The organism is Kitasatospora sp. NEAU-CNBT7, assembly GCF_057220535.1.
This window is the reverse complement of sequence record NZ_JBXQQB010000001.1, coordinates 525,440-550,878: the sequence shown is the minus strand read 5'-3', so window position 1 is coordinate 550,878 and position 25,439 is coordinate 525,440. Positions and strand designations below refer to the sequence as shown.

Annotated in this window: 23 protein-coding genes and 1 tRNA gene; 12 read left to right on the top strand and 12 right to left on the bottom strand. The window is 71.6% G+C overall.

From position 1 onward, the window contains the following. Positions 1-118 precede the first annotated feature (118 nt). On the top strand, positions 119-730 hold the full coding sequence (locus AC2TEW_RS02480) for a CGNR zinc finger domain-containing protein (protein ID WP_484621573.1): 612 nt from the start codon (positions 119-121) through the stop codon (positions 728-730). A 172-nt stretch (positions 731-902) separates the two neighbouring features. Here AC2TEW_RS02480 and AC2TEW_RS02475 read toward each other — a convergent pair whose 3' ends face one another. Continuing rightward, a complete protein-coding gene (locus AC2TEW_RS02475; protein ID WP_033823595.1) occupies positions 903-1,106 on the bottom strand; it encodes a cold-shock protein in 204 nt (67 codons plus the stop codon). A 374-nt stretch (positions 1,107-1,480) separates the two neighbouring features. Between AC2TEW_RS02475 and AC2TEW_RS02470 the strand changes: the two genes are divergently transcribed. Continuing rightward, positions 1,481-1,708 carry a hypothetical protein gene (locus tag AC2TEW_RS02470; protein WP_033823596.1) on the top strand — a complete coding sequence of 76 codons (228 nt, stop codon included), beginning with the start codon at positions 1,481-1,483 and terminating at the stop codon, positions 1,706-1,708. 140 nt (positions 1,709-1,848) lie between these two features. Here AC2TEW_RS02470 and AC2TEW_RS02465 read toward each other — a convergent pair whose 3' ends face one another. Further along, positions 1,849-2,886: a glycosyltransferase family 2 protein gene (locus AC2TEW_RS02465; RefSeq protein ID WP_484621572.1), complete on the bottom strand. Its 1,038-nt coding sequence runs from the start codon at positions 2,884-2,886 to the stop codon at positions 1,849-1,851. A 466-nt stretch (positions 2,887-3,352) separates the two neighbouring features. Here AC2TEW_RS02465 and AC2TEW_RS02460 point away from each other — a divergent pair, with 466 nt between their 5' ends. Next, positions 3,353-4,729 (top strand): FAD-binding oxidoreductase, encoded by a 1,377-nt coding sequence (locus AC2TEW_RS02460; protein WP_484621571.1) that lies wholly within the window; start codon positions 3,353-3,355, stop codon positions 4,727-4,729. A 21-nt stretch (positions 4,730-4,750) separates the two neighbouring features. Here AC2TEW_RS02460 and AC2TEW_RS02455 read toward each other — a convergent pair whose 3' ends face one another. Continuing rightward, complete coding sequence (locus tag AC2TEW_RS02455; RefSeq protein ID WP_484621570.1) at positions 4,751-5,497, bottom strand: winged helix-turn-helix transcriptional regulator; 747 nt, start codon at positions 5,495-5,497, stop codon at positions 4,751-4,753. Between AC2TEW_RS02455 and AC2TEW_RS02450 the strand changes: the two genes are divergently transcribed. The 4 genes from AC2TEW_RS02450 to AC2TEW_RS02435 all read left to right on the top strand — a co-directional run bounded on the left by AC2TEW_RS02450 (position 5,496) and on the right by AC2TEW_RS02435 (position 11,244). Next, on the top strand, positions 5,496-6,041 hold the full coding sequence (locus AC2TEW_RS02450) for a PaaI family thioesterase (RefSeq protein ID WP_484621569.1): 546 nt from the start codon (positions 5,496-5,498) through the stop codon (positions 6,039-6,041). The genes AC2TEW_RS02455 and AC2TEW_RS02450 overlap by 2 nt on opposite strands. Before the next feature lie 266 nt (positions 6,042-6,307). Then, positions 6,308-6,979, top strand: a complete 672-nt coding sequence (locus tag AC2TEW_RS02445; protein ID WP_484621568.1) for a hypothetical protein — start codon at positions 6,308-6,310, stop codon at positions 6,977-6,979. A 121-nt stretch (positions 6,980-7,100) separates the two neighbouring features. Continuing rightward, positions 7,101-11,066, top strand: coding sequence for an ATP-dependent RNA helicase HrpA (hrpA, locus tag AC2TEW_RS02440; RefSeq protein WP_484621567.1), 3,966 nt, complete (start codon positions 7,101-7,103; stop codon positions 11,064-11,066). Positions 11,067-11,170: 104 nt separating this feature from the next. Further along, positions 11,171-11,244, top strand: a tRNA-Asp gene (locus tag AC2TEW_RS02435). 351 nt (positions 11,245-11,595) lie between these two features. Here the strand turns inward: AC2TEW_RS02435 and bldC are convergent. Continuing rightward, on the bottom strand, positions 11,596-11,802 hold the full coding sequence (gene bldC, locus AC2TEW_RS02430; RefSeq protein ID WP_014137253.1) for a developmental transcriptional regulator BldC: 207 nt from the start codon (positions 11,800-11,802) through the stop codon (positions 11,596-11,598). 586 nt (positions 11,803-12,388) lie between these two features. Beyond that, positions 12,389-13,312 (bottom strand): DUF8083 family protein, encoded by a 924-nt coding sequence (locus AC2TEW_RS02425; protein ID WP_484621566.1) that lies wholly within the window; start codon positions 13,310-13,312, stop codon positions 12,389-12,391. A 172-nt stretch (positions 13,313-13,484) separates the two neighbouring features. On the opposite strand from AC2TEW_RS02425, the gene AC2TEW_RS02420 reads away from it, so the two are divergent. Both AC2TEW_RS02420 and AC2TEW_RS02415 read left to right on the top strand, forming a co-directional pair. Then, positions 13,485-14,645, top strand: a complete 1,161-nt coding sequence (locus AC2TEW_RS02420) for a Glu/Leu/Phe/Val dehydrogenase dimerization domain-containing protein (protein ID WP_484621565.1) — start codon at positions 13,485-13,487, stop codon at positions 14,643-14,645. A gap of 364 nt (positions 14,646-15,009) precedes the next feature. Beyond that, positions 15,010-15,255, top strand: coding sequence for a DUF3073 domain-containing protein (locus AC2TEW_RS02415; protein ID WP_033823604.1), 246 nt, complete (start codon positions 15,010-15,012; stop codon positions 15,253-15,255). 150 nt (positions 15,256-15,405) lie between these two features. Here the strand turns inward: AC2TEW_RS02415 and purM are convergent, their stop codons facing one another. From purM to AC2TEW_RS02400, 3 genes are all read right to left on the bottom strand, one after another. Further along, entirely contained in the window at positions 15,406-16,491 is a 1,086-nt protein-coding gene (purM, locus tag AC2TEW_RS02410; RefSeq protein ID WP_484621564.1) for a phosphoribosylformylglycinamidine cyclo-ligase, read from the bottom strand. Positions 16,492-16,650: 159 nt separating this feature from the next. After that, a complete protein-coding gene (purF, locus tag AC2TEW_RS02405; RefSeq protein WP_484621563.1) occupies positions 16,651-18,228 on the bottom strand; it encodes an amidophosphoribosyltransferase in 1,578 nt (525 codons plus the stop codon). A gap of 219 nt (positions 18,229-18,447) precedes the next feature. Beyond that, on the bottom strand, positions 18,448-19,281 hold the full coding sequence (locus AC2TEW_RS02400) for a diacylglycerol kinase family protein (protein WP_484621562.1): 834 nt from the start codon (positions 19,279-19,281) through the stop codon (positions 18,448-18,450). Positions 19,282-19,407: 126 nt separating this feature from the next. Between AC2TEW_RS02400 and AC2TEW_RS02395 the strand changes: the two genes are divergently transcribed. After that, positions 19,408-20,691 carry an adenylosuccinate synthase gene (locus AC2TEW_RS02395; protein ID WP_033823607.1) on the top strand — a complete coding sequence of 428 codons (1,284 nt, stop codon included), beginning with the start codon at positions 19,408-19,410 and terminating at the stop codon, positions 20,689-20,691. Positions 20,692-20,865: 174 nt separating this feature from the next. Next, on the top strand, positions 20,866-21,459 hold the full coding sequence (locus tag AC2TEW_RS02390; RefSeq protein WP_484621561.1) for a GNAT family N-acetyltransferase: 594 nt from the start codon (positions 20,866-20,868) through the stop codon (positions 21,457-21,459). Between the two features lie 91 nt (positions 21,460-21,550). Here the strand turns inward: AC2TEW_RS02390 and AC2TEW_RS02385 are convergent, their stop codons facing one another. The 4 genes from AC2TEW_RS02385 to AC2TEW_RS02370 all read right to left on the bottom strand — a co-directional run bounded on the left by AC2TEW_RS02385 (position 21,551) and on the right by AC2TEW_RS02370 (position 23,472). After that, entirely contained in the window at positions 21,551-21,973 is a 423-nt protein-coding gene (locus AC2TEW_RS02385) for a DUF350 domain-containing protein (RefSeq protein WP_484621560.1), read from the bottom strand. A gap of 88 nt (positions 21,974-22,061) precedes the next feature. Continuing rightward, a complete protein-coding gene (locus AC2TEW_RS02380; protein ID WP_484621559.1) occupies positions 22,062-22,556 on the bottom strand; it encodes an LURP-one-related/scramblase family protein in 495 nt (164 codons plus the stop codon). Positions 22,557-22,807: 251 nt separating this feature from the next. After that, positions 22,808-23,197, bottom strand: a complete 390-nt coding sequence (locus tag AC2TEW_RS02375) for a twitching motility protein PilT (protein ID WP_484621558.1) — start codon at positions 23,195-23,197, stop codon at positions 22,808-22,810. Beyond that, positions 23,194-23,472, bottom strand: coding sequence for a hypothetical protein (locus AC2TEW_RS02370; RefSeq protein WP_484621557.1), 279 nt, complete (start codon positions 23,470-23,472; stop codon positions 23,194-23,196). The genes AC2TEW_RS02375 and AC2TEW_RS02370 overlap by 4 nt, the downstream gene beginning before the upstream one ends. Before the next feature lie 83 nt (positions 23,473-23,555). Here AC2TEW_RS02370 and AC2TEW_RS02365 point away from each other — a divergent pair, with 83 nt between their 5' ends. Beyond that, complete coding sequence (locus tag AC2TEW_RS02365; RefSeq protein ID WP_484621556.1) at positions 23,556-25,376, top strand: NHL domain-containing thioredoxin family protein; 1,821 nt, start codon at positions 23,556-23,558, stop codon at positions 25,374-25,376. Positions 25,377-25,439: the final 63 nt, after the last annotated feature.

Below are 25,439 nucleotides of genomic sequence, written 5' to 3'. Positions count from 1 at the left end.
CCATTGGCTCGGGCCCACCCCTCAGGCCCGGCAAGCACCGCATTTCGGACCACTTGCACCGAAATACGGACAACGATCCATCCGACCCACCGACCCACCGAACACGGAGGACGAGGCCATGGCTGCGGAACTCGGCGACGGCAATCCCCGCGGGCTCCACTTCATCGCCGACCTCGCCAACGCCGTCCAGGACGATCCCGGCGCGGGACCGGCCGCGCTCCAGGCCCTCATCGAACGCCACGGCGGGCCGCCGTTCACCCTCACCGAGGCCGACGCGGACGAGCTCAGACGGGCCACCGGCCACCTGGTCCGCATCCTGGCCACCCGCGACGAGGACACGGCCGCCGGGCTGATCAACGACCTGCTCGACCGCTATCCCGCCCGCCCCAGGCTGGTCCGCCTCCCCGGCCGCCCGTGGTCCGTCCACTCGCGGGCACCCCGGGAGGCCGGCCTGACGCACTGGCTGCTGTCGACCGCCGCCCTGGCCCTCGGCCTGTGGCTCGGCGAACGCGGCGGCTGCGCCTGGGGGAGCTGCGCCGCGCCCGACTGCGACCGCTGGTTCATCGACACCGGCCGGCGGACGCCCCAGCGCTACTGCTCCCCCCGCTGCGCCACCCGCGTCCGGGTGGCCGCCCACCGCGCCCAGCGCGCGCCCACCGCACACCCGGCGCACCCGGCACACGGCACCCCCGGCGAAGCCGCACCGCACGGACCCGGCGGGCACCCCTGACGAGGCCCGACGGGCACCCCCTGAGGAGACCCGGGGAGGCGCCTGACGAGACCCCGGGGAGGCGCCGGGGCCCGCGGGGAGGCTCCAAAGGCGCCCGGAACGCCGAGAGGCCCGCACCGCGCGGACGCGGTACGGGCCTCGGCTGTCGGCGGTGTGCGCCGGGCAGCGAATGTCAGAGCGGGCGAATGTTCTCCGCCTGCGGGCCCTTCTGGCCCTGCGTGACGTCAAACTCGACCTTCTGGCCCTCGAGCAGCTCACGGAAACCGCTGGCGTTGATGTTCGAGTAGTGGGCGAACACGTCCGGACCGCCACCCTCCTGCTCGATGAAGCCGAAGCCCTTTTCCGAGTTGAACCACTTCACGGTGCCAGTAGCCATAAAAAAATCTCCTTCAATGGGCAGTACGGAACTCACACTTCGCAAGCTCCGCGTCGCCGCCATGATGACCCGCCCGGAAATACCGGGAAACAAAATGCGCCTGCCGTCACAACCAGCAGGCGCACACAAAGTTCATGGGAACCAAAACTGCAACTAGCACGACTGTAGCAGGGTCCGACCCGTAACGGGGGATTTACCGGCGCCGACTTTTCGGCGGCCGCCGCGGGCCCGCCCCGGCGGCCCGTCCGCACCGGGACGGTGATCAACTCGCGGGCGGGCCAGGGGCGGCACGGACCGCCGCCGGGGCCGTGTGATTCAGAAATTTGAGGTCCCGGATCACTCCCGTACATCGGATCAGGCGCATACTGGCATCGATGACGAATTCAGCCGCGCCCCGGCGCCACCTTCCCACCAGCCCCTTCCGTACCGCGGCCCCACCGCCGCCCAAGCGATTCGCCGTTGGTGACCGTGTGACGCACGACGAGTACGGCCTCGGCCGGACCATCAGCGTCGAGGGCAACGGCGAGATCGCGGTCCTTGTCGACTTCGGCTCCCGGCAGGAGCGGATCACCTCACCCTTCACCAAGCTCTTCCTGCTGTGACCTGCGCACAGCTGATGTCCCGGCAGGTGCTCCCGGGCCGGTGACCACCGGCCCGGGCACGGGCACGCCCCCGACCGCGCGGGCGTGCGCCGGAGCGCACCGGGCCGCGCCGGGATCTCCCCGCGGCCCGCCCGGCCCCTTCAGGCCGTGGCGCGGCGCAGCCGGGGGCGGCGGCGGGCGAGCCGGTGGAGGCGCTGCAGCAGCACGAACTCCAGCATCCGGTTGGCCAGCGTGAGGCGGTACTTGACCCGCAGTTGGGCGCCGAGGCGGCCGATCTGCTCGGGGCCGATCGCGTGCAGCAGGCGGCTGACGTGCTGCTGGTAGGCCTCGCGGAACGGCCGGGCGCCGTCCGGGACGGACCAGAAGAACATCGGGATCTCCTCGGCGAGGCTGTTGGCGTCGTAGGAGGTCAGGTAGTCGCGGAACTCGGGTTCGGGGCGGGCGAGCAGCCACTCGCGGACCAGTTCCATCGAGCGGACCCGGTCGATCACCCCGCGGGGGTCGGTCTTCTGCTGGGTGATGGAGGCGTCGGACCCTTCGCGCACCCGCCAGTGGTAGATCGGCTCGGAGAGCACGTCCACGCTCTTGGCGAGGTAGTGGTGCGGCACGCTGACCGGGGCGTCCTCGTACAGGATGCCCTCGGGGTAGAGGATGCCGGCGCCGTCGAAGAAGGACCGCCGGTACACCTTGTTCCACGCCGTGCGATCGGTGACCAGGGACGGGATCTCGGTCACGTGGGTGCGCAGCCGGGTCTCCCCGAACGGCTTGCGGTGGGCGTGGGACGGGTAGTAGCCGGAGGCGTCGCGGAAGCGCAGCGCGTTGCCGGCGGCGAAGTCGGAGCCGGTCCGGTCCAGGGTGTCGATCATCAGCTGGTAGGCGCTGGGCGGCAGGGTGTCGTCGCTGTCCACGAAGGCCAGGTACTGGGCGCCCGCGTCGGCGTGGCGCCAGCCGGTGTTGCGGGCGGCGCCGAGTCCCCGGTTCTCCTGGCGGACCAGCCGGAAGCGGGGGTCCTCGGCGGCGTAGGCGGTGGCGATGGCCGCGCTGCCGTCGGGGGAACCGTCGTCGACCATCACGCACTCGAAGTCGGTGAAGGTCTGGGCGGCGATCGAGTCGAGGCACTCCTTCAGGTAGGGCTCGACGTTGTAGATCGGGACGACGACGGACAGGCGGGGTGCCATTGGCTGCGCAGCCTTTCGATCAAGGGCCTACTCCCAGCCCGGGAGCGGTCACCGGGGGTGATCGCGCACCAGTCTCGGGGGCCGATGCGGCCGTTGTGCTAACGCCGGATGTCGCCCGGGGTTCCGGCTCCCGACCGGCTGGTTCCGGGCGGCCCGGCGGGTCGTGCGCGTCGCATCCGCGGGAGGCGTACGGCGGCTCGGTGGCCGCACGGTTGCCCGAACTCGCGGGGGCGGGGGCGGCGTTGGCCGCGGCCCGGTCGGCTGCCGTGCGGCGGGCGGGGCTGCGGCGCATGCTGGAAGGAGCGGGCGGCTCACGCGGAGCCCGAGCTCGCGGTGCCCGCCCTCGCGCAGCCTGCCCGGGCCCGTGGGGCACGGGCGGACGTCGGGCTGCGGTCACGGAGGGCGACCGGTGGTGGCGCGGTGCGTCGTTCCGGGTGCCGGGCCGGTCCGCAGCGAGGAGAGCGCGATGGACACGGCAATGTACGAGTCGCTGCGGGGCACCCTGCGCGGGCCGGTCACCGGACCGGGCGACCCGGGGTACGACGAGGCTCGCAAGATCTACAACGGGATGATCGACCGGAGGCCGGCCGCCATCGTGCCGTGCGCGGACGCGGCCGATGTGATGTCGGCGGTCGGATTCGGCCGGGACAACGGCCTGGCCGTCGCGGTGCGCGGCGGTGGCCACAGCGGCGGCGGGCTGTGCCTGGTCGACGACGGGATGATCATCGATCTGGCGGCGATGCGCGGGGTGCGGGTGGACCCGGTGGCCGCCACGGCGCAGGTCGCCGGCGGCGCGCTGATCGGCGAACTCGACCACGCCGCGGACGGTTTCGGACTCGGGGTGCCGGCCGGCATCATCTCGACCACCGGGGTGGGCGGCCTGACCCTCGGCGGTGGCCACGGCCACCTCACCCGCCGTTACGGCCTGACCATCGACAGCCTGCTGTCGGCCGACGTGGTGCTCGCCGACGGCGGCTTCGTGACGGCGGACGAGAACCACCACCCGGACCTGTTCTGGGCGCTGCGCGGCGGCGGCGGCAACTTCGGGGTGGTCACCTCCTTCACCTTCCGGCTGCACCCGGTCGGGACGGTCGGGCTGGGGGTCACGGTCTGGCCGGTCGAGCGCACGCCCGAGGTGCTGCGCTGGTACCGCGACTTCCTCCCGCACCAGCCCGACGAGCTGAGCGGTTTCTTCGCGGCGCTGGTGATCCCGCCCGGGCCGCCGTTCCCCGAGGAGATCCACGGCCGCAGGATGGCGGGCGTGGTGTGGTGCTGGACCGGCGACCTGGACGGCCTCGACGCGGCCCTGGCGCCGGTCGCCGACGCGGGCCCGCCGGCCTTCCACTTCGCGACGCCGATCCCCTACCCGGCGCTGCAGAGCACCTTCGACCCGCTGCTCCCGCCGGGCCTGCAGTGGTACTGGCGCGGCGACTTCTTCGACCGGATCACCGACGAGGCGATCGAGGTGCACGCCAAGTACGCGGCCGCCATCCCGACCGGCCTGTCGACCATGCACCTGTACCCGGTCGACGGCGCGGCCCACCGGGTCGGCCGGGACGACACCGCGTGGAGCTACCGGGACGCGGTGTGGTCCGGGGTGTTCGGCGGCATCGACCCGGATCCCGCCAACGCCGGGGTGATCCGGGACTGGTGCGTCGGCTACTGGGAGGAGCTGCACCCGTACTCGATGGGCGGGGCGTACGTGAACTTCATGATGGACGAGGGCGAGGACCGGGTCCGCGCGACCTACCGCGACCACTACGACCGGCTGGCCCGGGTGAAGGGGACGTACGACCCGGACAACCTGTTCCGCGCCAACCAGAACATCGCCCCGGCGCGCTGAGGCCGCCGGCCGGCGGGCGGCTCAGCCGGCGCCGGGGGCGAAGACGTAGCCGCGGAACCAGGTCGGGAAGGCCCGGCGCAGTTCGCTCGGGCCCTCCAGCCGGGCCGCACCGCTCTTCAGCAGCCGGTCCCAGCTCAGTTCGCCCATCCACCAGCCGGTGAACGCCGCCAGTTCGGCCTCGACCCGCAGGGCGACCGGCCGGCCGAGGCCGTCCGCGCACAGGGTGACGCCGCCCGGTGCGGTGTGCAGGAAGAAGCGGTCCGGCCTGGCGTCGGGGAAGTGCAGCTCGACCAGGACCGGCCGGTCGGGCAGCCGGTCGTGGTGCACCCGGCGGTGCATGTCCCAGCCGAGCACCCGGGCGTCGAGGTGGTCGGGCCGCAGGGCGGTGCGGTCCCAGGCGGTGGCCCAGCCGCCGAGTTCGGCGACCACGCCGCGCAGCGCGCGGCCGGCCTCGGTGAGCCGGTAGCCGCCGGTGGCGGGGCGCTCGACCAGCTCGGCCGCCTCCAGGGTCCGCAGCCGGGCGGAGAGCATGGTGCGGGAGATCTGCGGGAGTCCGGCCCGGAGTTCGGAGAAGCGGGTCGAGCCGAGCAGCAGTTCGCGGACCACCAGCAGCGTCCAGCGCTCGCCGAGCACCTCCAGGGCCCGGGCCACCGCGCAGAACTGGCCGTAGCCTCGGGGGTTGCCGTCCATGCGGGCCAGGGTACCGCCGCCGCAGGTACGGATTCCGTACTTGAGCGGGCCGCGGCCGGCGGGCAGGTTGGGAGCCATGACCACCGATCTTCGGGCCGCCGCCCGTACCGCCGACGGCATCCGCACCCGGACCCACCACTGGACGCCCGCTCCGCCGGCCGCCTCGTACACCGGCCTGTCGGGCGAGCAGGTGCTGCGGGCCATCGTCGCGGGCGAGATCCCGGCACCGCCGATCGCGAGCACCCTGGGCTTCCGGCTCGCCGAGGTCGGCCCCGGCAGCGCCGTCTTCGAGGGCACCACCGGCGAGCACCTCTACAACCCGCTCGGCAGCGTCCACGGCGGCTACCTCGCCACCCTGCTCGACTCCGCCCTCGGCTGCGCCGTGATGAGCCTGCTGCCGGCCGGCACCAGTTACACCACCACCCAGCTCAACGTGCACCTGGTCCGCCCGGTGTTCGCCGACACCGGGCTGCTGCGCTGCGAGGCGCTGGCCCTGCACGTGGGCCGGACGGTGGCGACCGCCGAGGCCCGGGTGACCGGCGTGGCCGACGGCCGGCTGTACGCCCACGGCACCACCACCTGCGCCGTACTGCCGCCCCGCCCGGCCCCCGCCCCGGCGTAGGCACGCGCCCGGGCCCGCCCGCCTCCGGCCGGCGACCCGGCGACCCGGCGACCCGGCGACCCGGCGACCCGGCGACCCGGCGGGCAGGAGAGCAGCAGGGCAGGCGGCCCGGCGGACAGGAGGGCCGCCGGCCGGTCACGAATCGGCCAAGTCCGCGAGAAGCCCGGGCGACCGGCGTAAGTTCTCGCTCTCCCGGGGCACGGCGGGCCGGCAGCGGTCCCGCCCGCCCCGGGCAGCGACGGACACCTCCGGAAGGCGGCCCACCCATGTCCCGTCCCAGCCACGTCGTCCTGACCAAGACCGCACCCGCCGTCTCGCTCACCAAGCGCGGAGTCACCTCCGGGCTGATCCGGGTCAACCTCAACTGGACCTCCCCTCGGGCGGCCGCCCTCGCCACCGCCAAGGAGGCCACGGGCCTGCTGCACCGCATCCGGGCCGGTCTGCGGGCCGGCGCGGCGCGCGACATCGATCTCGACCTGGGCTGCCTGGTCAAGTTCACCGACGGCCGCCGGACGGCGGTCCAGGCGCTCGGCGACTCCTTCGGCTCGGTCGACCGGTTCCCGTACGTGGCGCTGGACGGCGACGACCGCACCGGCGCCGTCGCGACCGGCGAGAACCTGACCATCAACCTCGACCACCAGAGCGGCTTCGCCAAGCTGCTGCTCTTCGTCTACATCTACGAGGGGGCCGGCGACTTCCGCGGGCTGGACGCGGTGGTGACCCTCTCCTCCGACCGCGGCGACCGGTTCGAGGTCCGGCTGGACGACTGCCCGCCCAGGGCCCACGCCTGCGCCATCGCCCTGCTGCAGCGGCAGAAGGGGGAGCTGGTGGTCAGCCGCGAGGTGCGCTGGTTCACGCCCGCGGACGGGCCGGGGATCCAGGACGTGATCTCCCGGACGTACCGGTTCGGGATGAAGTGGACGCCCGCCCGCAAGTAGCACCCGGCCGGCTCACGCCCCCGCCCCGGCCGCCTCACCGCCCTCTCCCGTGGTTCTGTGACACTTGAGGCGTTGAAAAACCGAGGTGCGCCCCGCCCGTGCCTCCCTGCAACCTAGAGGGATGCCCCCCGTGAGTTCTCCCGTATCCCAGCCCGCCGATGCAGCCACCATCGGAGCGCTGGCCGCCCGGCTGCCCGAGCTGATGCTCCGCGACCAGCAGCGGATCGGCCGGCGGCTGGACGGCACCCGCCGGGTCCGCAACCCCGAGGCCCGCCTCAGGATCGCCGAGGAGCTGGCCGCCGACGTCGCCAAGGCCGAGCTGCGGGTGGCGCAGCGGCGGGCGGCCGTCCCGGCGATCCGGTACCCCGCCGAGCTGCCGGTCAGCCAGAAGAAGGACGAGATCCTGGCGGCGATCCGCGACCACCAGGTGGTGATCGTCGCCGGTGAGACCGGGTCCGGGAAGACCACCCAGATCCCGAAGATCTGTCTGGAGCTGGGCCGCGGGGTGAAGGGCCTGATCGGCCACACCCAGCCGCGCCGGATCGCCGCCCGGACGGTCGCCGACCGGGTCGCCGAGGAGCTGGACACCCCGCTCGGCGAGGCGGTCGGCTGGAAGGTCCGCTTCACCGACCAGGTCGGCCCGGACACCCTGGTCAAGCTGATGACGGACGGCATCCTGCTGGCCGAGATCCAGACCGACCGCGAGCTGCGCCAGTACGACACCCTGATCATCGACGAGGCGCACGAGCGCAGCCTCAACATCGACTTCCTGCTCGGCTACCTGAAGCAGCTGCTCCCCCGCCGCCCCGACCTCAAGGTCGTGATCACCTCGGCGACCATCGACCCGGAGCGTTTCGCCGAGCACTTCCACGGCGCGCCGATCGTCGAGGTCTCCGGCCGCACCTACCCGGTCGAGGTCCGCTACCGGCCGATCGTCGAGGAGGGCGCCGAGGACGAGGAGGTGGACCGCGACCGCGACCAGGTGCAGGCGATCTGCGAGGCGGTCGAGGAGCTCCAGGCCGAGGGCCCGGGCGACATCCTGGTCTTCCTGTCCGGCGAGCGGGAGATCCGCGACACCGCGGACGCCCTGACCAAGCTGAAACTCAAGTTCACCGAGATCCTCCCGCTGTACGCCCGGCTGTCCTCGGCCGAGCAGCACCGGGTCTTCCAGCGGTCGAACTCCCGCCGGGTGGTGCTGGCGACCAACGTCGCCGAGACCTCGCTGACCGTCCCCGGCATCAAGTACGTGATCGACCCGGGCACCGCCCGGATCTCCCGCTACAGCCACCGCACCAAGGTGCAGCGGCTGCCGATCGAGGCGGTCAGCCAGGCCAGCGCCAACCAGCGCAAGGGCCGCTGCGGCCGTACCTCGGACGGCATCTGCATCCGGCTGTACTCGGAGGAGGACTTCCTCTCCCGCCCCGAGTTCACCGACGCCGAGATCCTGCGCACCAACCTGGCCTCGGTGATCCTCCAGATGACCGCGGCCGGCCTCGGCGACATCGCCGCCTTCCCGTTCCTGGACCCGCCGGACTCGCGCAACATCAAGGACGGCGTCGCCCTGCTGCACGAGCTCGGCGCCCTCGACCCGGAGGAGAAGGACCACCGCAAGCGGCTCACCCCGCTCGGCCGCAAGCTCGCCCAGCTGCCGGTCGACCCCCGGATGGCCCGGATGGTGCTGACCGCCGACGGGCTCGGCTGCGTCCGCGACGTGATGGTGATCGCCGCCGCGCTCTCCATCCAGGACCCGCGCGAGCGCCCGGCGGACAAGCGCCAGGCCGCCGACGACCGGCACCGCCGGTTCACCTCCGAGACCTCCGACTTCCTCTCCTACCTCGCCATGTGGCGCTACGTCAGGGAGCAGCAGCAGGAGCTCTCCTCCTCGGCGTTCCGCCGGATGTGCAAGTCCGAGTTCCTGAACTACCTGCGGATACGGGAGTGGCAGGACGTCTACACCCAGCTGCGCACGGTGGCCAAGCAGCTCGGGGTGACCATCGACGAGCCGCACCCGGACGCGGAGCCGGACGCCGACCGGATCCACCAGGCGCTGCTCTCCGGCCTGCTGTCGCACATCGGGCTGTTCGACGTGGAGAAGCGCGAGTACGGCGGCGCCCGCGGTTCGCGGTTCGCGGTCTTCCCGGGTTCCGGGCTGTTCAAGAAGCCGCCGCGCTGGGTGATGTCGGCCGAGCTGGTGGAGACCTCGCGGCTGTGGGCCCGGGTGAACGCCAAAATCGAGCCGGAGTGGGTGGAGCCGCTGGCCGGCCACCTGATCAAGCGGACGTACAGCGAGCCGCACTGGGAGAAGAAGGCCGGCGCGGTGCTGGCCTACGAGAAGGTGACCCTGTACGGGATGCCGATCGTGGCCCAGCGCAAGGTCAACTACGGCCGGATCGACCAGGAGCTCTGCCGCGAGCTGTTCATCCGCAACGCCCTGGTCGAGGGTGACTGGGAGACCCACCACCGGTTCTTCGCGGAGAACCGGACGCTGCTGTCCGAGGTGGAGGAGCTGGAGAACCGGGCCCGGCGCCGCGACATCATGGTCGACGACCAGACCCTGTTCGACTTCTACGACGCCCGGCTGCCGGAGGAGATCGTCTCCACCCGGCACTTCGACTCCTGGTGGAAGAAGGCCCGGCACGAGCAGCCGGACCTGCTGAACTTCGAGAAGTCGATGCTGATCAACGAGTCGGCCGACGGGGTCACCGAGGCCGACTACCCGGACCACTGGCAGCAGGGCAAGCTCCGGTTCCGGCTGACGTACCAGTTCGAGCCGGGCAGCGACGCGGACGGGGTCACCGTCCACATCCCGCTGCCGGTGCTCAACCAGGTCACCGGTGAGGGCTTCGACTGGCAGATCCCGGGCCTGCGGGCCGAGCTGGTCACCGCCTACATCCGGGCGCTGCCGAAGGCGCTGCGCCGCAACTTCGTCCCGGCCCCGGACTTCGCGGCGGCCGCGCTGAAGCAGGTTCAGGACCGTCAGGAGCCGCTGCTGCCGACCCTGGAACGGGTCCTGCAGCGGATGTCGGGGATCGTGATCCCGCCGGAGGCCTGGGACGACGAGCGGGTGCCGGACCACCTGAAGGTGACCTTCCGGGTGGTGGACGGCAAGCGGAAGCTGGCCGAGTCCAAGGACCTGGAGGAGCTGCGGCGCAAGCTCAAGCCCAAACTGAGCGAGACGCTCTCCTCGGCCGCCTCCGGCAAGGGCATCGAGCAGCGCGGGCTGGACGCCTGGCCGGCCGGCCTGCCCACCCTGCAGCGCACCTTCGAGCAGCGCTCGCGCGGCCACTCGCTGCGGGCGTACCCGGCGCTGGTGGACGAGGGCGAGTCGGTGGCGATCAAGCTGTTCGACACCCCGGAGGACCAGCAGCAGGCGATGTGGGCGGGCACCCGGCGGCTGCTGATGCTCCGGGTCAACTCCCCGGCCAAGTCGATCCAGGGCCGGCTGGGCAACCAGGCCAAGCTCGCCCTGTCGAACAACCCGCACGGTTCGGTGCCCGCCCTGTTCGAGGACATCGTGGCGGCCGCCACCGACCGGCTGATGGCCCTGAACGGCGGCCCGGCCTGGGACGAGGAGTCGTTCACCAAGCTGTACGACAAGGTCCGGGCCGACCTGTACGAGCTGTCGGCGGACACCACCCTCAAGACGGCCACCGCGCTGATCGCCTTCCAGAAGGCCTCGAACCGGCTGAAGTCGGTGAGCAGCCCGGTCCTGCTGACCGCGGTGAACGACATCCGGCTGCACCTGGCCTCGCTGGTGCACCCGGGTTTCGTGACCGAGACCGGCTGGCAGCGGCTGCCCGACCTGAAGCGCTATCTGATCGCGGTCGACCGCCGTCTGGAGGCGCTGCCCAACCATCCGCAGCGGGACCTGCAGCACCTGCAGAAGGTCCAGGAGGTGCAGCGGGCCTACGGCGAGCTGCTGGCCCGGGTCCCGGCCGGCCGGCAGCCGTCGCCGGAGGTCCGGCAGATCCGCTGGATGATCGAGGAGCTGCGGGTGAGCTTCTTCGCGCAGGGCCTGGGCACCCCGAGCCCGGTCTCCGAGAAGCGGATCCTGAAGGCGATGGAGGCCGCCGCGGGCACGCTCTGAGCTGCGGCGGGGGCCGCCGGCGGCCGGTTCGACCTGGGGGCCCCACATGCAGTACGATCTGTCTTGTTCGCAGGCGAGAGCAGGCGGGCAAGGATCAGATCTCTGGTCCCGTGGAGCAGTTGGTTAGCTCGCCACCCTGTCAAGGTGGAGGTCGCGGGTTCAAGTCCCGTCGGGATCGCAGTGAGGCAAGGCCCGGAACCGCAAGGTTCCGGGCCTTGCTGTTTTTCCTGACTCCCCCTCAGGCCCGCTTACCCCAGTCTAGGTCTAGACCACAAGGTAACGGGCGAGTGACGGTCGTCACGTATCTTTTCCCGGGACCACACAGGATGGACCCCCCTCGGACACGTCGCCATTTAATATATAAAATTGCACATGCATTCACGCTAATTGCCCCCACCCCCACCAGCCCCAATAGGAATGCCCGCCTCCGGGCCCGGCGGAACGGATTCCGGGCACGCCGAAGGGGCCGCATCCCGGACCCGGCGGAGTCCAGGGATACAGCCCCTTCGGAAAGACTTCAGCGAGGCCCTCAGGCCTCGGTACGCTGCGCCGGAATCCCGGCCAGCAGAGCACGCACCTCCGCCTCACGGTACCGGCGGTGGCCGCCGAGAGTGCGAATAGACGTGAGCTTGCCTGCCTTGGCCCAACGGGTCACCGTCTTCGGGTCAACGCGGAACATCGTGGCTACCTCTGCCGGCGTCAGCAGCGGCTCAGCGTCAGGGGTACGAGCGGTCATGAGCGGCCTCCTCGGGAGAACCGAACCAGGGCGGTTCTATCCTTCAAATTCTGCACCTTGGCCCGCGATGCCCGAAATGGCACAGACGGGCCGAGTCGGTTATAGGACGAACGGCTTGTCCTGGTGTCTACAACTACACCATCCGTCCAGCCCCATCGACCAAACCGCCAAAATTGACCCCTCACGGGTTCAAGAGCGACGGATGGCCATGGACCCTCCCATAGCGGACAGTCACCCCACGGTGACATCCGGTTACGACAGGACCAGACCCGCTGTTTCTCCGCAAAGCACACACCACCGGCAGATCCACCCAAAAGTGGACACACTTGAGTGAACTTGGGCTGGTTGTCCCATTTTTGCACATAGGGGTAAGTTCGCGTCAACGGTGAGTAGTGTCACGTTCGACAGGTATTGACCCGAACCGGGACCATGGTCGCCCGGACAGGGCCGAAGGTCCGTACCTTCCTCACTCCATCCTCACCCGGCCCACTGACATCGGGCCAGACCCCGGCGGCCCCGGCGTGAACGGCCGTCAGCCCGGCCCTCCCGCCCGCTCCTGCGCCCGCCGACTCCTGCGCCCGGCCGCTCAGCTGCTCTGCCGCAGCGCCAGCACCTGCCGCCAACGCGCCGTCACCGACTCGTACGCCCTGGCGGCCGCCGCGCCGTCCCCGGAGCGCAGTGCGGCGAGGCCCGCCTCGATCTCCCCGACCGACCGCTCCTCGGCCAGCCAGCGCGGCCCGAGCAGGTGCACCAGGCCGCCGTAGTCCAGCTCCACCAGCGAGCGCGGGTGGAACTCCTCCAGCCACCGCCCGACCTGCTCCACCCCCTTCACCAGGGCGCGCGAACGCGCCTCCCGCTCCCCGGACCCGGAGGACGGCCGCAGCCGCAGCGCCCGGTACCCGCGGGCCACCCGGCGGCGCGCCTGCACCATCGAGGTCAGGTAGAAGAGGGCGGCCGGCTCGGCCCCGCCCCCCTCACCCCGGTCCGGCACCGCCGGCAGGTAGCGCCGGTCCTCCTCCCCGAACAGCGGGAACCAGCGCAGCGGCACCTCCCAGCGGCTGGTCAGGATCCACGGCCGGGCGTCCGGGTGCGCGGCCCGCCAGCGTTCCCGGTCGGCCACCGCGGCGGCCCGGACGGCCGGCGGCAGCACGGTGTCCAGCAGCGCGACCGGCAGCGCCGCGGACAGCTCCTCCAGCGCCTGCCAGCTGCGCAGCCGGGTGGTCCAGGGACAGACGTAGGTGACCCCGTCCACCACCCTGACGTAGGCCCGGCCGTCCTCGTGCTCCGGCAGCGGGCGGGGCGTGCGCGCCGCGAGCTCGGCCAGCGCCGCGCGCTGCTCGGCGAGCGCCGCCCCGGAGACCGGCCGCCGGGGGCCGTCCGCGTCCGGGCCGTGCGCGGCGGCCCAGGCCTGCCAGCGGGTCCGGTCCGGCTCCGGGTAGGCGGCGAGGGGCTCGTACACCCGCAGGTGGGCGGCGTAGGGCGGGATCACCGAAGTTCGCACAGCGGTCACAGACCGCATCGTCGCACGTACCCCGGGCCACCGGGGAGGGTGCCGACGGGGCGGTCCGCTCGTTATGCCTCAGGGACCGTCAGGGGGCAGATCCGGGCCCACCTCCAGGGCTAGGCTTCCACACAGACGCCCGCACCACCGCCGCGGGCCCGCAATTACTGGAGTCACCACAGTGACCGACGTACACACCGCATCCGTCTCGCACCCCGCACCCGGCGTGCTCGGCAGGATCTTCGGTACCGCTCAGGACGGCGCCGCCGGCGACGGGCACGAGCAGGTCGTCCTCTGCCACGACCGGTCCTCCGGTCTCAAGGCGATCATCGCCATCCACTCCACCGCCCTGGGCCCGGCCCTCGGCGGCACCCGCTTCCACCGGTACGACACCGAGGAGGAGGCGCTGGAGGACGCGCTGCGGCTGTCCCGCGGCATGAGCTACAAGAACGCGCTGGCCGGCCTCGACCTGGGCGGCGGCAAGGCCGTGATCATCGGCGACCCGAACGAGGTGAAGACCGAGGCGCTGCTGCGCGCCTACGGCCGCTTCGTGGAGTCCCTGCGCGGCCGCTACATCACCGCCTGCGACGTGGGCACCTACGTCCAGGACATGGACGTGGTGGCCCGGGAGACCGAGTTCGTCACCGGCCGCTCGCCGGAGCACGGCGGCGCCGGCGACTCCTCGATCCTGACCGCCTTCGGCGTCTTCCAGGGCATGCGCGCCTCCGCGCAGGCCCGCTGGGGCCAGCCCACCCTGCGCGGCAAGCGGGTCGGCGTGGCGGGCGTCGGCAAGGTCGGCCACTACCTGGTCGGGCACCTGGTCGCGGACGGCGCCAGCGTGGTGATCACGGACGTCTCCGAGGCCGCCGTGAACCGCGTGCGCGCGGCCCACCCGGAGGTCGAGGTGGTGGCCGACACCGCCGCCCTGCTCCAGGCCAAGCTGGACGTCTACGCCCCCTGCGCGCTCGGCGGCGCGCTGGACGACCTCACGGTGGCCGCGCTGGGCGCGGAGGGCACCGCGGTGGTCTGCGGCGCGGCCAACAACCAGCTGGCCCACCCCGGGGTCGAGAAGGACCTGGCCGACCGCGGCATCCTCTACGCGCCGGACTACCTGGTGAACTCCGGCGGCGTGATCCAGGTCGCCGACGAGATCGAGGGCTTCAACTTCGAGCGCGCCAAGAACAAGGCCACCAAGATCTTCGACACCACGCTGGAGATCTTCACCCGGGCCGCGCTCGACGGCGTGCCGCCGGCGGTGGCGGCCGACCGGCTGGCCGAGAAGCGGATGCGGGAGATCAGTGCGCTGCGCTCGGTCCTGCTGCCGGGTGCACGCAGGGCCTGACGCTGGGTGAGGGGGGCGGATCCGATTCGCCCCCCTCGCATCACAATGTGGAACCGGATTCTCAGTTCGTAGCCCGATCGGGGGATCCTCGGGCCTCCGGCGGGGGATAATCTCTGCGGGTACGACGGGTCCGGCCAAGCTCCGGGCAGCCTGCAAAAGCCCGAAAACCCTCCTGTGACCTGGATGGACCTGGTCTCGGGGGGCGACGGTGCGCGCCACGTCACACGCGAGACGTACCGTACGGCGGCGGAAACAGGTACCGTTAATGCTCCAAGGGACGGCTCTCCCACTCAGGGCGGCCGGCCTGATGATCCACACGTGTCAGACTCGGGGCCGTGAGCCCCATCGTTGAGGGGGTCGACCCATGGGGCGCGGCCGGGCCAAGGCCAAGCAGACGAAGGTCGCCCGCGAGCTGAAGTACAACAGCGGCGGGTTCGACGCAAACCGTCTGTCCAGTGAGCTGGGCGTATCGCCGGCTCCTGCTTCGATCGAGCCTGAGCCGATCGAGGACGAGGACGACGATCCCTACGCGGCGTACGCGGATTACTACGCCGACGATGAGGACGACGAGGCGGAGGCCGACAGCGGCCAGTCCCGTCGCCGGGCGTAAACAGCTGACTCCGGGCCGGCCCGGCGCTCCACCAGCGCCGGGCCGGTCTTCGGCGTGCCCGCGGGCCGCCGGCGGCAGCGGCGGGGGCAGCAGGCAGAGCAGCGGGGCCCCCGGGAGATCCCGGGGGCCCCGCTGCCGGCCACCGGCCGGTCAGGCCAGCTCGAACCCGTCGTAGGAGTTGTAGAGCGCGGCGCCGCCGTCGTGCTCGGCGGAGCGGTCCACGATGTCGCCGAGCAGCCAGGACTCGATGCCGCGGTCCTCCAGGATCGCCAGCACCACGTCGACCGACTCCGGCGGGACCACGGCGACCATGCCGACGCCCATGTTCAGGGTCTTCTCGATCTCCAGGGCGGCCATCTTCCCGACCTCGGCGACGGTCCGGAAGACCGGCAGCGGGGACCAGGTGCCGCGGTCCAGGCGGGCGTGCAGGCCGTCCGGGATGACCCGGGCCAGGTTGGCGGCCAGGCCGCCGCCGGTGACGTGCGAGAAGGCGTGGATCTCGGTGGCGCGGGTGAGCGCCAGGCAGTCCAGCGAGTAGATCCGGGTCGGCTCCAGCAGCTCCTCGCCGAGGGTGCGGCCGAACTCCTCGACCTGGCGGTCCAGCTTCCAGCCGGCCTGGTTCAGCAGGACGTGGCGCACCAGCGAGTAGCCGTTGGAGTGCAGGCCGGAGGCGGCCATCGCGATCACCACGTCGCCCGCCCGGACCCGCTCGGCGCCCAGCAGCGCGTCCGCCTCCACCACGCCGGTGCCGGCGCCGGCCACGTCGTAGTCGTCCGGGCCCAGCAGGCCGGGGTGTTCGGCGGTCTCGCCGCCGATCAGCGAGCAGCCGGCCAGCGTGCAGCCCTCGGCGATGCCCTTGACGATGGCGGCGACCCGCTCGGGGTGCACCTTGCCGACGCAGATGTAGTCGGTCATGAACAGCGGCTCGGCACCGCAGACCACCAGGTCGTCGACGACCATGCCGACCAGGTCGTGGCCGATCGTGTCGTGCTTGTCCATCGCCTGCGCGATGGCGACCTTGGTGCCCACCCCGTCGGTGGCGGAGGCCAGCAGCGGGCGCTCGTAGCGCTTGAAGGCGGACGCGTCGAAGAGGCCGGCGAAGCCGCCGAGGCCGCCGACCACCTCGGGCCGGTCGGTCCTGCGCACCCACTGCTTCATGAGCTCGACGGCGCGGTCGCCCGCCTCGATGTCGACGCCCGCGGCGGCGTAGGTGGCACCGGTCTGGTTGCTGGTCACGTGCTGTGGCCCTTCCGGGTCAGTGGGGGGTGGAAACCTTGGGGCACCCGGCACAACCGGGACAGGGGCGCCGGGAACCGTGCGCCCGGCACGGAGTACGTGCCCCGGGCGGGTGGTTCCCCGCGCCCCTGCTGGTGCATGGCCGGTGCGTCGCCCTTCCTACGGGCGCCGCAGGGCGTCGGCTGCGCCGTGGCCGCCGATCAGCGACTGGACGCCGTCCAGGTCGCTGGTGGGCTTGCCGCGGACGGCCGGGGGCTTCTGGCTCCCGGCGATCTCGGCCTCCAGGAGGAGCTTGCCGAGCAGCGCCGGGTCCGGCAGCTCCATCGGGTACTCGCCGTCGAAGCAGGCCCGGCAGAGGTTGTCCTTGGGCTGCGCGGTGGCCTCGATCATGCCCTCGATCGAGATGTACGCCAGCGAGTCCGCGCCGAGCGTGCGGCCGATCTCCTCGACGGTCATCCCGTTGGCGATCAGCTCCGCCCGGGTGGCGAAGTCGATGCCGAAGAAGCAGGGCCACTTGACCGGCGGGGAGGAGATCCGGATGTGCACCTCGGCGGCGCCCGCCTCGCGGAGCATCCGCACCAGCGCGCGCTGGGTGTTGCCGCGCACGATCGAGTCGTCCACGACGACCAGGCGCTTGCCCTGGATGACTTCCTTGAGCGGGTTGAGCTTGAGCCGGATGCCGAGCTGGCGGATGGTCTGGCTGGGCTGGATGAAGGTGCGCCCGACGTAGGCGTTCTTCACCAGGCCGGAGCCGTACGGGATGCCGCTGGCCTCGGCGTAGCCGATCGCGGCGGGGGTGCCGGACTCGGGGGTCGCTATCACCAGGTCGGCCTCGACCGGCGCCTCCTTGGCCAGCTTGCGGCCCATCTCCACCCGGGAGAGGTGCACGTTGCGGCCGGCGATGGAGGTGTCGGGGCGGGCCAGGTAGACGTACTCGAAGACGCAGCCCTTGGGCTTGGCCTCGGCGAAGCGGGAGGTCCGCATGCCGTTCTCGTCGATGGCGATCAGCTCGCCGGGCTCCACCTCGCGGATGAAGGAGGCGCCGCAGATGTCGAGCGCCGCCGTCTCGGAGGCGACCACCCAGCCGCGCTCCAGGCGGCCGAGCACCAGCGGGCGGATGCCCTGCGGGTCACGGGCCGCGTACAGGGTGTGCTCGTCCATGAAGACCAGCGAGAACGCGCCCTTGACCTTGGGCAGGATCTGCTTGGCGGTGTCCTCGATGGACAGGTCCGGGTAGCCGGCCAGCAGCGCGGTCACCAGGTCGGTGTCGTTGGTCGCGGCGGTCCGGCCGGAGCGTGAGACGTGCTCCTCGCCGGGCAGCTCGGCGACCATCGCCGCCAGTTCGGCGGTGTTCACCAGGTTTCCGTTGTGCCCGAGGGCGAGCGAACCGTGGACGGTCGCACGGAAGGTCGGCTGGGCGTTCTCCCAGACCGAGGACCCGGTGGTCGAGTAGCGGGCATGTCCGACGGCGATATGCCCGTGCAGGGATCCCAGCGAGGTCTCGTCGAAGACCTGGGAGACGAGTCCCATGTCCTTGAAGACCAGAATCTGGGACCCGTTGCTCACTGCGATGCCCGCGGATTCCTGTCCGCGGTGCTGCAGGGCATAGAGGCCGAAGTACGTGAGCTTCGCGACTTCCTCGCCGGGGGCCCAGACTCCGAAGACGCCGCAAGCGTCCTGGGGTCCTTTCTCGCCGGGAAGAAGATCGTGATTGAGTCGTCCGTCACCACGTGGCACGCCTTCGAGTCTAGGGCAGTTCCGTACGCCTTCCCGAACAGGGGAGGCCCCGGTTATTGGCCGATCGAATGGCGACGCGCGTAGACAAAACCCCTTACACACCACGGCATTTCCCGGCGGGCAATTCGACGGGACGGCGCGTGCCCTTGTCACGCGCGCCCGGCGGGCGGGTCGGGGGTCTGACGCACCGTCGCGCCGCGCGCCCGGACGTGATGCTGCTCACCCGGCGGGCAGCATCAGCTCCCACGCCCCGGCGTGCACCGTCCAGGTGCGCGCCCGGACCGGCCCCACGGGCGCGCCGTCGGCCTCGTAGCCGAAGTGCCGGCCGGTCACGGTGAGACTGGCGACCCGCTGCCGGTGGGTGAGGCCGTCCAGCCGCAGGGTCAGCTCCAGCACGCCGTCGACGGGCGCCACCCGCAGCAGCCGGACCCGCTGGTGCAGATCGGCCAGCAGCCGGCCGTCCGCCTCGACCCTGAGTTCGACCGCCGGACCGTGCACCGAGGCGGTCGCCTGCTCGGCCGCAGCGAATTTCGCCCATAGCGAACGCAAGCCACCTGAACGGCTCAGCCTGTCGCCCGGTCGCGGCGGCGCGATCCGGACCTCGGCGAGCACCACCCCGCCCCCGTCGTCCACCAGCAGATCCAGCTTGCGCGGGGTGCCCGCGAGCACCGCACGGGCCGCGGCGACCGGCTCCACCGGCACCCCGAGGGCCCGCAGCGCACCGGTCGCGACGGGCCGGCCGACCGGCACCACGCCGACCGGGTCGGTACCCAACTCGCGCTGGCGGTGCAGCGCCTGCAGCACCCGCTGCAGCGCCGGATCGGCCCCGATCACCACCGGCCGGCGACGGCCGCGGTGCGACAGGACCCGGTCGAGTTCGGACGGGCTCTCGGGCAGCGCCACCTTCACGTCCGCGCCGCCGCACAGCACGTCCTTGGCGACGCGCACCGACTCCCCGTCGGCCTGCTTCGCCGCCGGGTCGAGGATCACCAGGAGCGGACCGGGCCCACCGTGGTCCGCGCGGTGGGCTGCGGGCGTGGACAGGGACGACACGACCGGTCCTTCCTCAGGTAATCTCTCGGTGCAAGAGCCCCTTGCGCTATTGCGCCAGGGGCTTCGTCTATCTCGGGTCAGACTGCGGCCTACGCAGGATGCCCCAACCGGAAGGGGTGTACGCCTGTGCCGGCACTCGTGCTCGTTGGCGCCCAGTGGGGGGACGAGGGCAAGGGGAAGGCGACCGACCTCCTCGGTGGCTCCGTCGACTACGTCGTCCGTTACCAGGGCGGCAACAACGCCGGCCACACGGTGGTCATCGGCGACCAGAAGTATGCACTGCACCTGCTGCCTTCCGGCATCCTCAGCTCGAACGTGGTCCCGGTCATCGGCAACGGCGTGGTCATCGACCCGGGTGTGCTGCTCTCCGAGCTGAGCGGCCTCAACGAGCGCGGCATCGACACCTCGAAGCTGCTGATCTCGGGCAACGCCCACCTGATCACCCCGTACCACCGCACCCTGGACAAGGTCACCGAGCGCTTCCTCGGCAAGCGCCGGATCGGCACCACCGGCCGCGGCATCGGCCCGACCTACGCGGACAAGATCAACCGCGTCGGCATCCGGGTCCAGGACCTCTTCGACGAGTCGATCCTGCGCCAGAAGGTCGAAGCGGCGCTGCACGACAAGAACCAACTGCTGGTCAAGCTCTACAACCGCCGCGCCATCCCGGCCGAGCTGGTGGTGGAGGAGTACCTCGGCTACGCCGACAAGATCCGGCCCTTCCTCGCCGACACCACCCTCGTCCTGGACGAGGCGCTGAAGGCGAACAAGGTCGTCCTGCTGGAGGGCGGCCAGGGCACCCTGCTCGACGTCGACCACGGCACGTACCCCTTCGTGACCTCGTCGAACCCGACCGCGGGCGGCGCCTGCACCGGTGCGGGCATCGGCCCGACCAAGATCGACCGGGTCATCGGCATCCTCAAGGCGTACACCACCCGGGTCGGCTCGGGCCCGTTCCCGACCGAGCTGCTGGACGAGGACGGCGACGCGCTGCGCCGGATCGGCGGCGAGCGCGGCGTCACCACCGGCCGGGACCGCCGCTGCGGCTGGTTCGACGCGGTGATCGCCCGCTACGCGACCCGGGTCAACGGCCTGACCGACTTCTTCCTCACCAAGCTGGACGTGCTGACCGGCTGGGAGCAGATCCCGGTCTGCGTCGCGTACGAGATCGACGGCAAGCGCGTCGAGGAGCTCCCGTACAACCAGTCCGACTTCCACCACGCCAAGCCGATCTACGAGACGCTGCCGGGCTGGACCGAGGACATCAGCAAGGCCCAGACCTTCGCCGACCTGCCGAAGAACGCGCAGGCCTACGTGAAGGCGCTGGAGGAGATGTCGGGCGCCCCGATCTCCGCGATCGGCGTCGGCCCGGGCCGGACCGAGACGATCCAGATCAACTCGTTCATCTGATCGTTTCGTCCGATCGCTCATCCGATCGTTCGTCCGAGCCGTCCTCCGGCGCTTCGTCCGGCCGGCCACGACTGGGCCCCGCACCTCGGTGCGGGGCCTTTTCGCTCCCCGCGATCATTGCACTAGTACAGATACCTCTTGCATCTAGTTCAAACTGGGGTTAGCTTCTGCCCCATGACCGCGAAGCTTCCCGTCCCCGTCACCCTGACCGGCCGCCACGTCCGCCTGGAGCCGCTCGACCGCGCCCACGTCCCCGACCTGTTCGAGGCGGCCGGCGGGGACGAGGAGGTCTGGCGCTGGATCCCGGTCCCCGTGCCCCGCACCGAGCAGGAGCTGCGCGAGACCAACGACGCCCGGATCGCGGACGAGCGCTGCCTGCCGTTCGCGGTGATCCGGCTCGCCACCGGCCGCGCGGTCGGAGTGACCTGCTACTTCGACTTCAGCGCCGAGGACGAGCTGCTGGAGATCGGCGGCACCTGGTACGGGCGCTCGGTCTGGCGCACCGAGGTCAACACGGAGGCGAAACTGCTGCTGCTCGAGCATGCCTTCGGGGAGCTCGGCATGGGCCGGGTGTGCTGGAAGACCGACCACCTCAACGAGCGCTCGCAGAACGCGATCCGGCGGCTCGGGGCCAGCTACGAGGGCACGTTCCGGCGGGCGAAGCGGCGGCCGGACGGCAGCTGGCGGGACAGCGTGTGGTTCTCGATGCTGAAGGACGAGTGGCCCGCCGCCAGGGCCCGGCTGAGCGAGCGGCTGGCGGCGGGCTGAGGACCGGGTTCCGGGCTTCGGGCCCGGCTCCGGGTCCGGGCCCCGGTCTGGGCTCCGGGCGCCCGGCTCCGGCCCCGGCTCAGGCTCAGGCTCAGGCGATGGCGGCGGCCACGATCGCGGCGACCGAGATGTTGCACGCGGCGGTGACCCACACCGCGGGGTGCGGCTCGGGGTCGACCAGGATCGCGCCGAGCCGGCCGGGGGTGAGCAGGTCCACCAGCCAGAACGCGACCGCCATCAGCACCAGGCCGAGCAGCCCGAACAGCGCGGTGGACGCCAGGCCCTTGGCGAACTCGTCGTAGGTGTAGAGGATCGCGGTGAAGACGATGCCGCCGATCCCGAGCAGTGCCGAGCTGAGCACCAGGGCGGCGTTGCGGTTGCGCTCCTGCCAGATCTGGTGGCCGAGCCGGCCCGGGGTCAGCAGGTCGACCAGGCCGACGCCGAGCAGCAGCAGGACTATGCCGACCAGGCCGAACACGGCGGCGTGTCCGAGGCCGTTGACGATGTCGTTCATGCCGGGGTCCCCCTCGCGTCAAGGATCGGCAAAACATATCCCATCGCCCCGGCCCCGGACCGGCCGAGTGGCCGTTCCCGCGGCCCGCTCAGTCGTTGTGCGACACCAGCTGGTCGACGCAGACCGCCACCGCCAGGACCAGCCCGGCGTCGGCGCCGACGATCCCGTCCGCGACCTTGACGCCGTACGCGTCCCGGATGGTGAACCACTTGCGGGAGACCTCGGCGATCTCGTCGCCGTCCTGCTCGATCCGGAAGTCCTTGTCGAGCAGGTCGCCGTGGATCTCCCACTCCCGGCCGTCCTCGAACTCCACGTGGTACTTGTCGCGGAACGGCGTGAACAGCTTCTTGCGGACGGTCGCGACCACGTCCCCGTCGGCGTTCTCGATCTTCATCGCGTCGCGGACCGTGAGCACCTTCTCCTTGATCACGGCCACCACCTGCCCGGCCGCGTCCTTCAGCTCGAAGGTGTCCCGCAGCCGCAGCACCTTGCCGTCCACCAGGAAGGCCTTCTCGCCGTCCTCGCTCTCGATCCAGTAGTCGTCGCCCACCGCGAACAGCCGTTCCCTGACCACGTACTTCATGCCGCAACCCGCCTGTCGTCGCCTCGAACACCATGACGGCCGCGCAGCACCACCCGCAGCCGCCGCCAGCGTAGACCCGCACCCGCCCCACCGTCCGGCAGGCCCGGGCGGCGACCGCCGGAATGCTTCCGCAGCCCGATGGGGGATGGCTCACCACAGGCGGAAAGGATCTGTCCCTGGCGGACTTTCCGCAGCAAGATCACAACTCTGGACTTCTGGACGTTCTGGACACGGAATCCACGCATCGTCAGCTACGGGCGGGCGACCTTGATGTGCGTATGTCCGGAGGCTTCCACGAGCTGGCCGATGTCTCCCAGGTCGTCGGTGAGGATGGGCGCATCGAGGTGCTCGATGGATGCCAGGACAACGCTCGCATCCACAACGTCGCGGCTGCCCGCACGGTAACAGAGCTCGGCTGCCGCTCTGGCCCGTTCCTCCGTCAACGCAAGGACTTCACAGCCGCGCAGCACACGGTGGAGGACCGCCGAGGACGATCGCGCGTTCCAGACCTGCGCCAGGACGCCTGCCGGCACCAAAGGCCGCACTCGCGCGGACAGAAGAGTCTCGTGCTGGGCCACGAAAGCCCGGTCGTTCTTCTCCGCGGCGATCAACGCCCCGGAGTCGTAGACAACGGCGTTCACGCGATTTGCCGCTCCGACCCGGTGGTCCAGCCCATCAGCTCATCGACCCGCTCCGAGGCGGCCCGACGCTCGTCGGCGGTGAACACGCCGTGCTCGTGCTGGTACTCAGCCATGGCGGCCAGGCCGTCCAGCCGACGTTCCTCGTTGGCGAAGTAGTCCACCAGGGCGTGAGTGACGACAGTGGAGATCTGTTCCCGGCGCTGCGCGGCGACGGCGCGCAGCCTAGCCCCGAGCTCCTCTTCGAGGCTGATGCTCAACTTGGCCTTCTCGCTCATATTCCAACCGTAATACGGATCGGGCTGCCGGTCCACAGACTTCGCACGGAATGCCGACCCGGATCTTGAGGTTGGATGTGGCCATGGCTTCTCGTGCACGCGTACGCGCCCCCCAGCTGGTGGGCAAGGGCGGTTGGCTCAACACAGGCGGTAAGGATCTGTCCCTGGCAGACTTCCGCGGCAAGATCACAATCCTGGACTTCTGGACCTTCTGCTGCATCAACTGCCTCCACGTCCTGGACGAGCTCCGGGAGCTGGAGGAGAAGCACCGCGACACCGTGGTGATCGTCGGCGTGCACTCCCCCAAGTTCGTCCACGAGGCGGACCACCAGGCCGTGGTCGACGCCACCGCCCGCTACGAGGTGCACCACCCGGTGCTGGACGACCCGGAGCTGGCCACCTGGAAGCAGTACGCGGTGCGCGCCTGGCCGACCCTGGTGGTGATCGACCCCGAGGGGTACGTGGTCGCGCAGCACGCCGGCGAGGGGCACGCGCACGCGATCGCCCGGCTGGTGGCGGAGCTGGAGGAGGAGCACGCGGCCAAGGGCACCCTGCGGCGCGGCGACTCCCCGTACGTACCGGCCGAGCCGCAGGCGGGCGACCTGAGCTTCCCCGGCAAGGCGGTCCGGCTGCCCGACGGCCACTACCTGGTCGCCGACTCCGGCCACCACTCGCTGGTGGAACTGGCCGAGGACGGCGAGAGCGTGGTGCGCCGGATCGGCGACGGCGAGCGCGGGCTGGTGGACGGGACCGCGCCGCGGTTCAGCGAGCCGCAGGGCCTCGCGCTGGTCCCGGCCGGCCTCGACCTCGGCTACGACGTGGTGGTGGCGGACACCGTCAACCACGCGCTGCGCGGCGTGCGGCTGTCCGACGGCTCGGTGACCACGCTGGCCGGTACCGGGAAGCAGTGGTGGCAGGGGTCCGCCACCGCGGGCCCGGCGCGCGAGGTCGACCTGTCCTCGCCGTGGGACGTGGCCTTCTTCGACGGCCGGGTGTGGATCGCGATGGCGGGCGTGCACCAGCTCTGGGCCTTCGACCCGGCCGCCGGCACGGTCGGGGTGACGGCGGGGACCACCAACGAGGGCCTGGTCGACGGCCCCGCGGACGAGGCGTGGTTCGCGCAGCCGTCGGGCCTCGCGGTGTCCGCGGACGGCGAGCGGCTCTGGGTGGCGGACTCGGAGACCTCGGCGCTGCGGTGGGTTTCACGTGAAACACTCACCGTCCGCACCGCGGTCGGCACCGGCCTGTTCGACTTCGGCCACCGCGACGGCGAGGCCGGCCAGGCGCTGCTGCAGCACCCGCTGGGCGTGACCGTCCTCCCCGACGGGTCTGTGGCCGTCGCGGACACCTACAACCACGCGCTGCGCCGCTACGAGCCCGGAACCGGTGAGGTCACCACCCTCGCCACCGACCTGCGGGAGCCGTCGGGCGCCGTGGTGGTGGACGGTGACATCGTGGTGGTCGAGTCCGCGCGGCACCGGTTGACCAGGCTGCGGCTGCCCGAGGAGGCCGTCCGGGTCGAGTCGGTCGCGCACCGCACCCAGCGGGCGGCCACCGAGGTGGCGCCGGGGCGGCTGCTGCTGGACGTGGTGTTCTCCGCGCCGAGCGGCCAGAAGCTGGACGAGCGCTACGGCCCCTCCACCCGGCTGCTGGTCAGTTCCACCCCGCCGGAGCTGCTGGTCGCGGGCGCGGGCGCGGGCGCGGCGCTCCGCCGGGAGCTGGTGCTCTCGGAGACGGTCACCGAGGGGGTGCTGCACGTCTCGGCGATGGCGGCGTCCTGCGACGACGACCCGGAGATCGAGTACCCGGCCTGCCATGTGCACCAGCAGGACTGGGGTGTGCCGGTGAAGCTGACGCCGGGCGGAGCCGAGCGGCTGCCGCTGGTGCTGGCGGGCATGGAGTGACGCACCGTCCGTCGGGCCCCGCCCAGGGGTGACGCACCGTCCGTCGGGGCCCGGCCGGGGCCC